The following is a 14,211-nucleotide window of genomic DNA, read 5'->3' on the forward strand; positions in this document are numbered from 1 at the left end:
CGGGCAACTGTCTTTTCATCGAGGCGGGTTTCGCTGGCCGAGCCGGTCACGGCGTCGTCGGGAGGGGACCCGGCTGCTGGACTTGCTCCGCAAACAACATCTCGAGCAACGCCGGCGTCACGTAGGCTTCGACGACGGCAGCAAGGACCAGCAAGAGCCAGGCGAACCCGACGAGCGCGGCGGTCCGAGCGAGATACGGCCTGGTGAGAAACGCCTCGCGGGACCCGAGGACGCGCTCGCCGAACCGAGTCACGAGTCGAAAGCCGACGCCGGCGGCGATGAACAGCGCCGGCAGTTCGAAAATACCGTGGGGAACCAATCCCACGACGATGAACTCGACCCCGACGAGTTCACCGACAGCAGCGCCGACGTTGCCGACGATAATGCCGTTGGCGACCATGATGAAGGCGGTGAGCAGGCCGAGCGAGAGCGCGCCGCCGATGGCCAGGAGGAACGGAACGGAGTTGTTCTGGATGAAAAAGGAGGCCGTGAGCTCGAGTTCGAGTTGGCCCTGTCCGTTCCCCGGTCCGGAGTCAGGGGCGAGCCCTTCCTGAAGCAGTTCGGCGAGCAGATCGAGTAAGTTGACGCCGGCGAGCAGGAGGCCGATGCCGATGAGAACGCCGAACGCGAAGAGGCCGGTCGCAGCCCAGGTGGCGCGACGGTGTTCGTCCCACGCGGCGCTCAGGGCGTCGAACAGTCCCGGGACGGCGGTCCGCGAGACGACGGCGAGGGCCACGAAGCCGAACCCGAGCGCGGTCGCGCCGATGACGGGGCTGCTATCAGGTTGCGTCACGGCCGTTATCGCGGCCGACAGGAACGAAGCGAGCGCGAGTCCGAGAACGAGCACCGTCCAGTTTCGCCGGGCGGTCGGGCTGGCGGTGGGGCCGTCTGTCATAGCAGTACCGTCAGAGACTGACATAGAACAACCCACACAGCCATAATCCTATATAAGTCACGGGTGGTCCTCCCGAAAGAGAATTACTAATTAACCGCTGGGCGACCACCAAATCAAGTAGGTTCCCAGAAATCCAAACAAGATCTGGCATATCAGAAAACATTTCTATAATAATTAGACAAGGTAATCTATGCACAACCCAGGTCGTTCTGAACTGATTCTCGGGGGGTTGCTAATGATTCCGGGTATTATCGCCGGGATTTTTGTTGACGCTCTCCCGAAGCAGGTGTTATTTGATCCGAGAGTTGTTGCTGACAGTATCGTTGGTGCAATATTCATTGGGGGATGGGGACTGTCGGAAGGTGGTGGGAAAGCTGTTCTAGTGAGTATGGCGTTTCTTGGGCTTGCCCTTCTGTCTCTCCTTTACTACGTCGGGGCTGTTGCCGTTATCATGAGCGTGGCGTCCATCGTCCGTAATAGCTGATATAGAGGAGTAAACAGTATCTTCCTAGTTGAGGAAAGTATTCTCTCTCAGAGACGGTATCTGGATGGATTCGAAAGAAGAAGTGTCCAAATCATTGCATCCTCTCACTGACCGATTCGCGAGTTCACTGTACCGATCACTAGTGAGCGGAGTCGAGATTTGGGCCGAGACAGGCGACCTCCAAGGGGCGAGCGAAGCCAGCGAGCAGATCAGGGCTCACCGTGGAGACTGCTGAGACGGAGAGTGCCACGAGAGAAACCCGCCTCGAGTTCGCACTCAAATACGGCGGGAGTGGACCGGCGATGCTCTCGAACGGGAACACCAGTTCCAGTGGAAATGAAGGGGCACAAGCGGCGGGACCAAACGCGACTTGCCACCACCGCGGCGACGCACTCGTAACCGTTACGCTAACACGGCCGACCGCGAAACGATGCGTATGGCGACACTCGCGATTACCGGCGGACGACTCCTTCGCCCGGACGGCACGATTTCCCGCGCAGACGTGCTCATCGATCAAGACGAGGGGACGATCCTCGAACTCGACGACGACCTCGACGGCACCGGCGAGACGACCATCGACGCCTCGAACGCGCTCGTCACGCCCGGCTTCGTCAACGGCCACTCCCACGTCGCGATGACCCTCCTCCGTGGCCACGCCGACGACAAGCCGCTCGACACCTGGCTCCAGGAGGACATCTGGCCCGCCGAGGACGAACTGACGCCCGAGGACATCCGCGTCGGTGCCGAACTCGGACTGCTCGAGATGATCAAATCCGGCACCACCGCGTTCGCGGACATGTACTTCGAAGTCCCCGAAATAGCGGCTGCGGTCGACACGGCGGGGCTTCGCGCCCGCCTCGGCCACGGCGTCGTCACCGTCGCAGCCGACGAGGCGGCCGCCCGCGAGGACGCCCAGACGAGCATCGACGTCGCTCGTGAACTCGACGGTGCGGCGGACGGACGTATTTCGACGGCCTTCATGCCCCACTCGCTGACGACGGTCGGCGAGGAGTACTTAGACGAGTTCGTCCCGAAGGCTCGCGAGATCGGGGTGCCGATCCACTACCACGCAAACGAGACGACAGACGAGGTCGCGCCGATCGTCGAGGAACGCGGGGTGCGACCGCTCGCGTACGCGGCCGAGAAAGGGATGCTCGAACCCGAGGACTTCGTCGCACACGGCGTCCACGTCGACGAGAGCGAGATCGAACTGCTCGCCGAGGCAGGGACCGGCGTCATCCACTGTCCGGGCTCGAACATGAAACTGGCGAGCGGCATGGCTCCGGTTCAACGGCTGCTCGACGCGGGCGTCACGGTCGGCCTCGGCACCGACGGCGCGGCCTCGAACAACGACCTCTCCTTGCTCGACGAGGCGCGCGATGCGGCCATGGTCGGCAAACTCGAGACGGGCGACGCGAGCGCGGTCCCCGCCGAGGCCGTCGCCGAGTTCCTCACGCACGGCACCGCCGACGCGATCGGTCTCGACACCGGCCGACTGGAGCCGGGCGCGGCCGCCGATATCGCCGTGATCGACCTCGACGCGCCGCATCTGACGCCGCCCCACGACTTCGTGAGCCACCTCGCATACGCGGTCGCGGCGGCCGACGTGAAACACACGATCTGCGACGGGCAGGTGCTCATGCGCGACCGCGAGGTGCAGACGCTCGACGAGCGTGCAGTGTGCGACCGGGCGAGCGAACGCGCCGCGGCGCTGGTTGATCGCGCCGCGGAGTGAGCCGACCAACCGTCTCGGCGTGAACGGAATCCGAACGCTCAGAGACTCCAATAAACAGTATACTCGTCTTTTGGACGGTCTCGCTGATTCGAAAACCGACCGAACGACCCCGAACCGCCGGCGGGCTTTATTCGTAAAACTCGAACTGTCACGACTTGCAATGAGTCGCCACAACCACGTTGCAATCGCAATCGCTGCACTGGTCGTCCTCTCCGTGGCCGCCTTCCCCGGCGCGGTCGCCGCGGACGAATCGACCGACGAATCGGCGCTCGAAATCGACGTTGCACAGGACGAGACGGTGACCGTTACCGTCACGGAAAACGACACCGTCGTCGACGAGATGAACCTGACCGTCACCGCAGTCGATGACAACGAAACGTACGCGGACACCGGCACCTACACCGGCGTCGACGGCGAGTTCACTCTTTCGCCCCCGGAGGGAAACGAGTCTGTTGAACTCGCGTTCGGCGCGACAGTCGACAATGCGACGGTCGAAACGACCGAGACGGTCGACGGAGCCGCTGCCGAGAACGAGACCCCCTTCGGCGAACTCGTCTCGCAGTTCGTTGCGGACAACAAGAACGAAACCGACGGACCGTTCGGCCTCGCGGTGGCCAACTTCGTCGTCGAGAACAACCCGGGTAACGCGCCCGACCACGCTGGACCGCCCGCACACGCCGGTCCGGGCAATGACAGCGAGGACGCAACCGACCGGCAGGGCCCGCCGGCCCACGCCGGACCGGGCGGCGATGACCCTGCCAGCGGCAATGACGATAGTGAGAATTCGACGGCCGAACTCGACGACGAAGACGCAGAGACGGTCGACGAGGAGCAAAACAGCGACGATGACACCGAAGACGAACCCAACGGCGGCGGTCCGCCGTCCCACGCGGGAGCGAACGGCAACAACCGCTAACGACGCCGAGCGTATGCAGTAACGTATCCGCCATCGGACGACGGCTCTCCCATTCAGAGGCACCACCCACCACATCGCTCGTTCCCGTCGCCGATGCCGGTCTCGACCGCGGCGGTCATCGCCACCGGCCGTCCACGCCGCTGGCACACCGCCGACGTCCGCCGGCCTGAACTCGGTCTATATTCGCAGGCAGCGCTCGTTTTGACTGGTTGCCTTCGGTAGCGTTTTGGCCCCCGTCGCACTCACTCGAAGTATGAGCGACTATCAGCGGATCAGCGAACAGCTGGACGACGTCGCCGACGCTCGCGAGGAGGGGCGTCGGAAGATGGACTGGGCCGCCCAACACATGCCCATTCTCGAGCACGTCCGCGACGAGTTCACCGCGGACCGGCCGTTCGAGGGCGAGCGGATCGGGATGGCGATGCACGTCGAGGCGAAGACGGCGATGCTGGTCGAAACGCTCGCCGAGGGCGGTGCGGAGGTGGCCATCACGGGCTGCAACCCGCTCTCGACGCACGACGACGTCAGCGCGGCGCTCGACGCCCACGAGAACATCACGAGCTATGCGAAGCGCGGCGTCGACGACGAGGAGTACTACGCCGCCATCGAGGCCGTCATCGGCCACGAGCCGACCGTGACGGTCGACGACGGCATGGACCTCGTCGCGGCGATCCACGAGGACTACCCGGAACTGATCGAGACCATCATCGGCGGGGCCGAGGAGACGACTACGGGCGTCCACCGCCTTCGCTCGATGGACGACGACGGCGCGCTCGAGTATCCGGTGTTCGCGGTCAACGACACGCCGATGAAGCGCCTGTTCGACAACGTCCACGGCACCGGCGAGTCCTCCCTCGCCTCCATCGCCATGACCACGAACCTCTCGTGGGCCGGCAAGACGGTTGTCGTCGCCGGCTACGGCTACTGCGGCAAGGGCGTCGCGAAGAAAGCATCGGGCCAGAACGCGAACGTCATCGTCACCGAAGTCGAGCCCCGGCGCGCCCTTGAAGCCCACATGGAGGGCTACGAGGTCATGCCGATGGCCGACGCCGCCGAGGTCGGCGACGTCTTCCTCACGACGACCGGCAACCGCGATGTCATCGTCGAAGAGCACTTCGAAAAGATGCAAGACGGCGTCCTGCTGGCCAACGCCGGCCACTTCGATATCGAGATCGATCTGGACGCACTCGCCGATCTCTCCGTCGATCACTACGAAGCCCGCGACGGTGTCGACGCCTACGAGATGGATGATGGCCGCCGACTGAACGTCATCGCCAAGGGCCGCCTCGTCAACCTCGCCGCCCCCATTTCGCTCGGCCACCCCGTCGAAGTCATGGACCAGTCCTTCGGCGTCCAGGCCGCCTGCGTCCGCGAACTCGTCGACAACGGCGATCAGTACGACGCCGGCGTCCACGACGTGCCCGACGAACTCGATACGGAAATCGCCGAGATCAAACTCGAGGCCGAGGGCGTCGAGTTCGACTCGCTGACGGAGACCCAGCGCGAGTACATGGACAGCTGGGACCAGGGGACGTAACTGCCGAACACCGCGTTCGTTCGGAACGGGCGGACTTCGGATCGGGCGTTCTGGGTCCGGATACTCGGGCGTTCCGGTGTTCGTACTCCATCTGTTGATTCTCGCGGAGTCGTTCGAGCGGAACGGCCATCACCCTGAACTGGGTCGGGTGTGAGAATCACCTATCGAATGCCAGAGATCCCGTCAACGTCCGATGAAAGACCGACCGATTCCGCCGAAGCGACCGCTGACGAGAACGCGGGAAAAAGCGACGGCAGTCGCACAGACGGGAAGAAGGAACGCAGAGGGGAAGAATACAGAGGGGAAGAACCGCCAACGGATCCGCGGTCGTACTCGATCGGGCCGCTGCTCAAACGCTCGCACATCGACTCGGACGGCCACCTGGAGGTCAGCATCTACGTCGAGGGCACCGGCTCCCTCGACGACATCGACCTCGACGTGTTTCTCAAACGTCCGCGGATCGATCCCGGCGAGCGAATTGAACTCGGCATCTTCGTCTCGGGCTGTGACTCCGTCGCCGAGGAAACGATCACCGTCTTTCACGACCACGACGACGTGCTCGATCTGACCGATCCGGGAACGGTGCGTCGGAACCGCGTCGGTTCCGACCGGACCGCAGAGCCAACTGAAGCGAGATCGGCTGACAAGCCGAACTTAGTCGGAACCAAAGACACGACTGCACCCGAAACGGTGGCCTCCTCCTCGACGCTGTTTCAGTACGGAGCGGAAACCGACGATCGAGAACTCCGACAGAAGCCGCTCGACGGCAACAGCCGCGATGATCCCGCCTACATCCTCGAGTTCAATACGCGAGCGAGTGCGACGCCCGGGAGATATCGGCTGCCGGTCGTGCTCACGTATCGGTCCGAGGCGGGAATCAAACAGGAGAAACACGTCCAGACCGTTCGCGTGAATAACTGGCGCAAGCGGTGGGAGCCGTGGGTGACTCGCGGTGTGCTTCTGGGCGGCGTTCTCAGCGTCTGTAGCGTGGTCTATGGTGGCGGTTCTGTGCCAATTCCTGGGGCGCTGGGAGTGGGGTTGTGAAAACGGCGATTGCGATCGGTGTGGCGGACGAGAGAGGAACGCCCAAGAGGGCAGCCCGTAAACGTCCGGGTATGGAAACGTCCACACGACAGCGGACGGATGGCCCGGTTCGGTCGACGCTCGTCGGCATCGGGCTGGCAGTGCTCGGACTGGTCGCCTCGCAGTTCACGTCGCTTCCGGCCGCGCTTCTCGACTCGACGTTGCTCACCGATCCGGGTGGCGCATCCAACCTCGCGACGTTCGTCTTTCTCACCCTGAACTTCGCCGGCTTCGTCCTCGTCGGCGGGGCCTACCTCTGGTGGACGGATCGCGGCTGGGGATGGCTGGATCTCGAGGTGCCGACGCGGCGCGGCTGGGGCTACATCGGCCTCGGCATCGTCGCCAGTATCGCGTTCGTCATGGTCGTCAATGCGGTCGCGACGGTCCTCGAACTGCCCTCGTCCGAGAATCAAGTCATCACGCTGGTCGGGGACGATCCGACCATGGTACTGCTCATGATCGTCATCGTCTTCCTCTTTAACGCCCCCGCCGAAGAGTTCCTGTTCCGGAACGTGATTCAAAAGCGCCTGTACGCCGCGTTCAGCCGCATGGGCGCGGTCGTGGCGACGAGTCTCATCTTCGCGGTGCTTCACATCCCTTCGTACGCCATCGCCATGGACGACGGCACCTTCGCCCCGCCCGGCGCGATCGCCGTCTCGCTCGCCGTCGTCTTCGGCGGCGCGCTCATCTTCGGCACCCTCTACGCGAAGACCGACAACCTCTTCGTCCCGATCGCAGCCCACGCCGCGTTCAACGCGATCCAGTTCGGCATCCTCTATCTCGTGCTTCGATACGCCCCCGACGAACTCGAGACCGCGACGGCTGTGTCGCTCGAAAGCGGCCTGGCAATCCTGCCACTGTAGGCCGTCGCCGACTGCGGTCCCGCCCCGTTTATTAGCTCCCGCCGGTGATCCTTCCGTATGTCTCAGGCGAAGGGCGACCGCCGCGAACGCGAACTCGTCAACGAACTCGACGAGGCTGGCTTCGCGGTGATGCGTGCGCCCGCAAGCGGCTCGGCGACAGAACGCGAACTCCCCGACGTACTCGCCGGCGATAGCGAACAGTTCTACGCGATCGAGGCCAAGTCGAGTTCAGGAGATCCGATCTATCTCACCGGGGAAGAGGTCGAAGCGCTAATCTACTTCGCGCAGAATTTCGGCGCGAAGCCCCGCATCGGCGTTCGATTCGACCGCGAGGACTGGTACTTCTTCCACCCCGCGGACCTCCACGTCACCGACGGCGGAAACTATCGGGTCAAAAAGGAGACGGCGCTGGCCGAGGGCACCGACTTCGCCGAGTTCGTCGGCGCGTCCGAGAAGGTGACCCTCGACGAGGTCGGTGGCGGGGAAGACAACGGGCCGGACGAGGACGTGCTTCGGGTGCTCAACGCGGTCGAGCAGGGCGTGATGGGAGTCGAGGAGGCAGCAGACGCGCTCGAGTAGACACCGCTTACCGCTCAACCCAACTCTCAACGCTGCTAGTCCGATTCTGTCATGATTTCGCGTACTCGATCGGGATCGATCGATTCGTAGCGAACGATGGGGTCGTACGCTTCGAGCGCGAATCGATCGCCGCTCGTGATGCCGCGCGCTTCCCGGGCCTCGAGTTCAGTCGAGACGAATCGCTGTGCGACGAGCGCCGGTCGGCCGTTGCCCGCCTCGAGTTCTCGCTGGGCGTTCTCAAGGAACAGCGCCGCCGTGAAGACGTCGAACACGTAGTGTGCCAGTCGTTTGGCCGACAGTTGTGCGTACTCGTCGTCCTCGCCGGCGAGCGTCGCAAGCGCAGTTAGCAGGTCGTGATACTCGTCCTCGACGGTGGCCGTGGTGTCCGCGAGCGCCGGGTGCGAGACGCTTTCGAGTCGCGCCTCGATCGCCGCCTGGAGCGGTTCGTGGGCCTCCTCGTGCTCGAGCGCCCGGAGCACGTCAAGCGAAAGGACGTTCTCGGTGCCCTCCCAGATCGGCAGGACCTGCGCGTCCCGAAGCAGACGGTTGGTGACGAAGTCATTCACGTAGCCGTTGCCGCCGTGGATCTCCATCCCGTAGGAGGCCGTCTCAACGGCCATCCGCGCGGTTCGGGCCTTGGCGATGGGGATCAACAGTCGCATGAGCCGATAGGCGTCGTCGGCCGTCTCACCCGCGCGCTCGGCTCGTTCGCGTTCGGAAAGCAACCGTGCCGCCTCGAAGACGTAGGTCGTCGCGGCCTCGTGGGTGACGGCCATGTCGACGAGATCAGCCCGCATCAGCGGGTACTGACCGATCGTCTCGCCGAAAGCCTCGCGGTTCGCGGCGTAGATCTTGCTCTCCAGCAGCACCCGGCCAATGATTCCGCAAGAAGCCGCCGCGTTCGACAGGCGCTCGAGATTGAGCATCTCGGCCATCTGCCGGAAGCCGTTCTCGGCTTCTCCGACGAGAAGCGCCTTCGCACCGGTGAACTCGACCTCGCCGGTCGGCACCGAGATGGTGCCGAGTTTGTCCTTCAGTCGCCGGTAGAGCTGATCGTTGACTGCCTCGGGAGAGAGCGGGCCGTCCTCGAGCCGCTGTCCCTTGGTCAGGGGACCGTTCTGACCCGAACGATCGGGGTCGGCGTGGGGAACGAGAAACATCGAGAGGCCCGCAGTCCCGTCGGGTGCGTCCGCGGTTCGGGCGAGCGCGAGCGTTCCCTCGGCGTCGATATTCGAACAGAACCACTTCTCGCCGAAGAGCCGCCAGCAACCCGCTTCGTCGTCCCACTCGGCGCGGGTTTCGTTCGCGCCGACGTCGCTGCCGCCCTGTTTCTCGGTGAGGAACATCGCCCCCTCGATCAGACCGTCGTACTCGCGGCTCGTCAGTGCCTCGTAGAACGGCGCGTGCTCGTCGCCGCCGAACTTCTCGAGGACGAGCGCGGCACCGGCGGTCATCGCGACCGGGCAGTCGAATCCCGGATCGGCGTACGAAAGCAGGCACTGCATGGCGAGGTTGTGCGCCAGTCCCATCGGCTCGTCGCGCCCCGGCGGCGCTTCGAACGCGTCCGCGACGATCCCCTGCTCGTAGGCCAACCGCTCGTTCTCGTACTGGCGTTCCGGGTAGCGGACCAGGTTCTGTACCTCGCCGTCCCTGTCGTACGGCTCGAGTTCAGGTCCGTGGTCGTCGATGTCGTCCGCGTTGGCCGCGATGGTGTGACCGACGGTCTCGCCGAAGTCGGCGAGATGGGACTCGGCCCAGGTGAACTCGTCGTCGGTGTAGACCCGCCGCACTTCGCGTCTGAGCGTTCGGTCGAGGGTCCAGTAGTTGACGCCCCGCCCGTCGCTGAACTCGGCGTAGTCGATCCCCGTGACCATACTCGCAATTGTTACCGTGACTCAATAAAATGGGCGTAACAAAACCGGGTGTGCGTTTCGTCGCGTTTGCGCTGGACGGGATTCGCTCGCTACTGGGATCGCTTCTCGAGGCGTGTTCGCGGGAAGACGTACACCTGTAGCGAGGCGGGGACGACGCCGTTCGCCTTCACGCTCGCGTGTGGATAGATCGCGCCGACGACGGGGACGTCCGGGTCGTACGTCTCGTTCGTCCCGTACTCGGCGACGGTGCGGCCGGTCGTCTCGATCCGAACGGCGTCGGCGCGTCGGTCGGAAACGTCGACGACGGTGAGCCGGTCGCCCGTTTCGCGGTCGACGACCGTGTCGCCCGGCCAGATCGCGTGGTCATCGCAGTAAACCGGACCGCTGTCGGCGTCGTCTTCGTCGACGAAGACCGCGGTTTCGCAGTCGTGACATTGGACGGCGAGTTCACCCGGCGGCGGGGTGCGCCCGTCCGTAATCTCGATTGCAACGCGGCGGATGTGCTTACAGCGGACGCCGCGGAAGACGTGATCGGGACAGGTGCATCGACCGCCGGTGAGATCGACGAGGTAGGTGTGATCGCTGGCGGATTCGACCTCGTAGAGGCCGTCCCCGAGCGGGAGGACGGACATCGGCTCGGTTCGTGCGCGGCGCGAGCGCTGCTCGAGCGTGTCGGTGGACGGTGCTGGAAGTGTCGCTTTCGGTGACGCTGTTGTTTTCATGGATGCGTCGAGAGTGGTGCTGGTGGTCGGGTTGCTATTCAACGAATGTAGGGGCTCGAGGCCTATAACAGGCATGCTCCTTCGAATTGCTGACTGTCGAACGCGACTGACCGTCGAGGTTCGTGATAGTATTCGCGACTCTCCGCGGTCATAACTGACAACCGGGCGGCGCGAGCATCGACCGGCGGCGCACAATAGGTGAGTTCTAAGAGGATGGCACCGTTCTCCTCGATATGGGACTGCTGGACGGACTCCGTGCCGCCCTCGGATTGCGCGCCGAGACCGACGCCAGACGCGACGCCGACCCCGAGGACCTCTTCGGGATGAGCACTGCCTACCTGACGATGGAGGCGGAGTTGGGCTACCGGTCGCTCGATGTCGGCGCGCTCTGTTTCTCCGGCGTCGACTCGCGAAGCTTTCGCGACACCGTCGCGGAGGTCGAGTCCATTCTCGAGGCCGGGCAGAAAGACACCGGGACCGAGTTCACCGTCACGGACGACGACCACGGCTATCACTGGGTCGTGCTCAGAGACACCGATCCGGAGGACCTGATCACGAGTATGCACTTCGCGGCGGACACGTTCATCGAGCGCGACTACGGGTCTCGCCTGCTCGCAGCCGTGTTCGCGTACGAAAACAGCGACGGGCCGGCGTACTGGATCTACTCGTTCCGTCGCGGCGCGTACTATCCGTTCGCTCCACGCGCCGGCCGAGAGCGCGATTCGAGTACCGAGTTCAAACTCGAGTCGACGCTGGACGGCGAATTAGAGATCGAAGGCGAGAAGGAGTACTGGTATCCGCTCTGGCCGAGCCAGCAGGGAACCCACCCCTGGGAGTAGGCGAACGGGTTGAACGAGGTCGCACCAAATATATTTGGCATCACGCACTTGTCACACAAGCCCATACGAAATGATACGGCAGGCTTGCCACATCATCCCCACCACACCACTTCACATCCGAACTGCGCCATACACAGTTCGTCGCCTGCCGCATACCACTTCCTTTCCATCCCCCTTGACACCCTAACCCGGTAGCCAGTAGTGACTCATCGCGCCGTCTCTTATGACCGGTTCCCGATCGCGGACCGAAGGAGTGTTTTGCATCGAGGACTTCCTAGAGAGCAATGAGTCACCAGCATCTCGAGGCGCTCGACGTCGCGGCTATCCGCGAGGAGTTCCCGATCCTCCAGCGCGAGTTCGACGACCAGCAGGTCGTCTACCTCGACAACGCGGCGACGACCCAGACGCCGGACCCGGTCGTCGACGCGATGAGCGACTACTACCGCGAGTCCAACGCGAACGTTCACCGCGGCATCCACCACCTAAGCCAGGAGGCGTCGAACGCCTACGAGACGGCCCACGACCGCGTCGCCGAGTTCATCAACGCGGACGGCCGCGAGGAAATCGTCTTCACCAAGAACACCACGGAAGGGGAGAACCTGCTCGCCTACGCCTGGGGCCTGAACGAACTCGGTCCCGAAGACGAGGTCGTCCTCACGGAGATGGAACACCACGCCTCGCTGGTCACCTGGCAGCAGATCGCCGAGCGGACCGGCGCGACGGTCCGGTACATCCGCGTCGACGAGGACGGCCGCCTCGACATGGACCACGCCGCGGACCTGATCACCGACGACACCGCCATCGTCTCGGCGGCCCACGTCTCGAACACGCTCGGCACGGTCAACCCCGTCGGCCAACTCACCGATCTCGCCCACGACCACGACGCCCTCTCCTTTATCGACGGCGCACAGGCCGTCCCGAACCGACCCGTCGACGTGAAAGCGATCGACGCGGACTTCTACGCCTTCTCGGGCCACAAGATGGCCGGCCCCACCGGCATCGGCGTCCTCTACGGGAAGCGAGACCTGTTCGAAGAACTCGACCCGTTCCTCTACGGCGGCGGCATGATCCGAAAGGTCACCTTCGAGGACTCCAGCTGGGGTGACCTCCCCTGGAAGTTCGAACCCGGCACGCCACAGATCGCCGAAGCCGTCGGCCTCCACGCCGCCATCGACTGGCTCGAAGACATCGGGATGGAACGGATCCAGGCCCACGAGGAAGAACTCGCGGCGTACGCCTACGACCGGCTCGCGGCCGAGGACGATATCGAACTCTACGGCCCCGACGGAAGCGACCGGGGCGGTCTCGTCGCCTTCAACCTCGACGGCGTCCACGCCCACGACCTGACCTCGATCATGAACGACCACACGATCGCCGTCCGCGCCGGCGACCACTGTACCCAGCCGCTGCACGACAAACTCGGCGTCCCGGCCTCGACTCGCGCCTCGTTCTACGTCTACAACACCCGCGAGGAAGTCGACAAACTGGTCGCTGCGCTGGACGACGCCCGGCAGTTGTTCGCGTGATCCGACCGCGAACGGTGCAGTTCGGAGCGAACAACGTGAGCGAGAACCGCGAAAGGCGAGCGGTGAAACCGCGAGCCGAGGAGTGAGCAGCTTTTTGGTCCAGATTTTTACTCGAGTAGTTCGACCGAACGGCGTGAGGAAGAACTCGAGAGTAAAAAGGTGGTCTCACAACACCCGCGAGGAAGTCGACAAACTGGTCGCTGCGCTGGACGACGCCCGGCAGCTATTCGCCTGACGATCACTGCTCCCACCGAACCGTCCGGTTCGGTTCGGTTCTGTTGGTGAGAGTCACCGTCTATCGGATACACTGTTCTCAACGAGTGCAATACGCTGGCGATTGCGCCAGGTTGGCTCGGCCATCGATCCGAGCACGGCCGATCAGCATCCAGCAGCGGAGCGCTTATCGGATTTCCCCGAAAACGCAACTGGCATGCTCGAACTCGAAACCGTCCGTAACCGCGCCAAACCGTACTTCGAGAACGCGCCGCCAGCCCACGACTGGCACCACATCCAGCGCGTCGAAGAACTCGCGGCGACGCTCGTCGAACGCCACCCCGAGCCGGAGACGGTCGACGAACGCGTCGTCTCCCTCGCCATCCTCCTCCACGATATCGGCCGCGAGCGGGAGGACCGCGGCGAAATCGACGACCACGCGACCTGGGGCGCACGGGAAGCGGGCGAGATCCTCCGCGAGTTCAGCGTGGCCGACGAGACGGTATCACAGGTCAAACACTGCATCCGCGCCCACCGCTACTCGAACGACGTCACTCCGGAAACGATCGAAGCCGAACTCGTCTCCGACGCGGACAACCTCGATGCGCTCGGGGCGGTCGGCATCGGCCGCGTCTTCGCCCACGGCACCGCGATCGACTCGCCGATGTACAATCCGGCCCTCCCGGTGGCCGACGATGAGACGGCCGCCGGGACGAGTCAGTACAACCACCTCCACAAGAAGATCCTCGACCTGCCGGCGCGCATGTACACCGACGCCGGCCGCGAACTCGCCGCGGCGCGCGCGGCGTTCGTCCGCGAGTTCATCGCGCAGTTCGATGCGGAAGTCGCCGGCGAGCGGTAGCGTGATCGGTCGGTCGTTCACGGACCTATCAGGCACGGTTCTAGAACTGGCACAGCGTTTTTGATTCTCAGGCCGGTACGTAC

Annotated in this window: 12 protein-coding genes and 1 pseudogene; 10 read left to right on the forward strand and 3 right to left on the reverse strand. The window is 64.0% G+C overall.

What is annotated here, in order from left to right:
• Window positions 1-46: 46 nt before the first annotated feature.
• Window positions 47-907 (reverse strand): annotated as a pseudogene (locus C484_RS15300) (stage II sporulation protein M); the annotation flags it as partial.
• A 178-nt stretch (window positions 908-1,085) separates the two neighbouring features.
• Between C484_RS15300 and C484_RS15305 the strand changes: the two are divergent.
• The 7 genes from C484_RS15305 (at window position 1,086) to hjc (ending at window position 8,092) form a co-directional block, all read left to right on the forward strand.
• Window positions 1,086-1,379, forward strand: a complete 294-nt coding sequence (locus C484_RS15305; protein ID WP_049915524.1) for a hypothetical protein — start codon at window positions 1,086-1,088, stop codon at window positions 1,377-1,379.
• A 436-nt stretch (window positions 1,380-1,815) separates the two neighbouring features.
• The gene (locus C484_RS15310; protein WP_006826811.1) at window positions 1,816-3,114 is read left to right on the forward strand and encodes an amidohydrolase; all 1,299 of its coding nucleotides are present in this window, start codon (window positions 1,816-1,818) and stop codon (window positions 3,112-3,114) included.
• Window positions 3,115-3,274: 160 nt separating this feature from the next.
• Window positions 3,275-4,030 (forward strand): hypothetical protein, encoded by a 756-nt coding sequence (locus tag C484_RS15315; RefSeq protein WP_049915534.1) that lies wholly within the window; start codon window positions 3,275-3,277, stop codon window positions 4,028-4,030.
• Window positions 4,031-4,283: 253 nt separating this feature from the next.
• Window positions 4,284-5,567, forward strand: coding sequence for an adenosylhomocysteinase (locus tag C484_RS15320; protein ID WP_006826813.1), 1,284 nt, complete (start codon window positions 4,284-4,286; stop codon window positions 5,565-5,567).
• 168 nt (window positions 5,568-5,735) lie between these two features.
• Window positions 5,736-6,611 (forward strand): hypothetical protein, encoded by an 876-nt coding sequence (locus C484_RS15325; RefSeq protein WP_006826814.1) that lies wholly within the window; start codon window positions 5,736-5,738, stop codon window positions 6,609-6,611.
• Window positions 6,612-6,682: 71 nt separating this feature from the next.
• Window positions 6,683-7,513 carry a CPBP family intramembrane glutamic endopeptidase gene (locus tag C484_RS15330; RefSeq protein ID WP_006826815.1) on the forward strand — a complete coding sequence of 277 codons (831 nt, stop codon included), beginning with the start codon at window positions 6,683-6,685 and terminating at the stop codon, window positions 7,511-7,513.
• A gap of 57 nt (window positions 7,514-7,570) precedes the next feature.
• On the forward strand, window positions 7,571-8,092 hold the full coding sequence (gene hjc, locus C484_RS15335) for a Holliday junction resolvase Hjc (protein WP_006826816.1): 522 nt from the start codon (window positions 7,571-7,573) through the stop codon (window positions 8,090-8,092).
• 35 nt (window positions 8,093-8,127) lie between these two features.
• Here the strand turns inward: hjc and C484_RS15340 are convergent, their stop codons facing one another.
• Complete coding sequence (locus C484_RS15340) at window positions 8,128-9,966, reverse strand: acyl-CoA dehydrogenase family protein (RefSeq protein ID WP_006826817.1); 1,839 nt, start codon at window positions 9,964-9,966, stop codon at window positions 8,128-8,130.
• A gap of 89 nt (window positions 9,967-10,055) precedes the next feature.
• Window positions 10,056-10,688: an SWIM zinc finger family protein gene (locus C484_RS15345; protein ID WP_006826818.1), complete on the reverse strand. Its 633-nt coding sequence runs from the start codon at window positions 10,686-10,688 to the stop codon at window positions 10,056-10,058.
• Between the two features lie 233 nt (window positions 10,689-10,921).
• Here C484_RS15345 and pspAB point away from each other — a divergent pair, with 233 nt between their 5' ends.
• From pspAB to C484_RS15360, 3 genes are all read left to right on the forward strand, one after another.
• Window positions 10,922-11,527: a PspA-associated protein PspAB gene (pspAB, locus tag C484_RS15350; protein WP_006665131.1), complete on the forward strand. Its 606-nt coding sequence runs from the start codon at window positions 10,922-10,924 to the stop codon at window positions 11,525-11,527.
• A 284-nt stretch (window positions 11,528-11,811) separates the two neighbouring features.
• Window positions 11,812-13,053: an aminotransferase class V-fold PLP-dependent enzyme gene (locus tag C484_RS15355; protein WP_006826819.1), complete on the forward strand. Its 1,242-nt coding sequence runs from the start codon at window positions 11,812-11,814 to the stop codon at window positions 13,051-13,053.
• Window positions 13,054-13,483: 430 nt separating this feature from the next.
• A complete protein-coding gene (locus C484_RS15360; RefSeq protein WP_049915535.1) occupies window positions 13,484-14,128 on the forward strand; it encodes an HD domain-containing protein in 645 nt (214 codons plus the stop codon).
• Window positions 14,129-14,211 lie beyond the last annotated feature (83 nt).

The sequence above is a fragment of the Natrialba taiwanensis DSM 12281 genome (assembly GCF_000337595.1).
GTDB lineage: Archaea > Halobacteriota > Halobacteria > Halobacteriales > Natrialbaceae > Natrialba > Natrialba taiwanensis.

What these genes read in the sequence shown, in the direction of transcription:
- C484_RS15305 (WP_049915524.1), top strand. Translation starts at nt 1,086, where the DNA reads ATGCACAACCCAGGTCGTTCTGAACTGATTCTCGGGGGGTTGCTAATG.
- C484_RS15310 (WP_006826811.1), top strand. Translation starts at nt 1,816, where the DNA reads ATGGCGACACTCGCGATTACCGGCGGACGACTCCTTCGCCCGGACGGC.
- C484_RS15315 (WP_049915534.1), top strand. Translation starts at nt 3,275, where the DNA reads ATGAGTCGCCACAACCACGTTGCAATCGCAATCGCTGCACTGGTCGTC.
- C484_RS15320 (WP_006826813.1), top strand. Translation starts at nt 4,284, where the DNA reads ATGAGCGACTATCAGCGGATCAGCGAACAGCTGGACGACGTCGCCGAC.
- C484_RS15325 (WP_006826814.1), top strand. Translation starts at nt 5,736, where the DNA reads ATGCCAGAGATCCCGTCAACGTCCGATGAAAGACCGACCGATTCCGCC.
- C484_RS15330 (WP_006826815.1), top strand. Translation starts at nt 6,683, where the DNA reads ATGGAAACGTCCACACGACAGCGGACGGATGGCCCGGTTCGGTCGACG.
- hjc (WP_006826816.1), top strand. Translation starts at nt 7,571, where the DNA reads ATGTCTCAGGCGAAGGGCGACCGCCGCGAACGCGAACTCGTCAACGAA.
- C484_RS15340 (WP_006826817.1), bottom strand. Translation starts at nt 9,966, where the DNA reads ATGGTCACGGGGATCGACTACGCCGAGTTCAGCGACGGGCGGGGCGTC.
- C484_RS15345 (WP_006826818.1), bottom strand. Translation starts at nt 10,688, where the DNA reads ATGAAAACAACAGCGTCACCGAAAGCGACACTTCCAGCACCGTCCACC.
- pspAB (WP_006665131.1), top strand. Translation starts at nt 10,922, where the DNA reads ATGGGACTGCTGGACGGACTCCGTGCCGCCCTCGGATTGCGCGCCGAG.
- C484_RS15355 (WP_006826819.1), top strand. Translation starts at nt 11,812, where the DNA reads ATGAGTCACCAGCATCTCGAGGCGCTCGACGTCGCGGCTATCCGCGAG.
- C484_RS15360 (WP_049915535.1), top strand. Translation starts at nt 13,484, where the DNA reads ATGCTCGAACTCGAAACCGTCCGTAACCGCGCCAAACCGTACTTCGAG.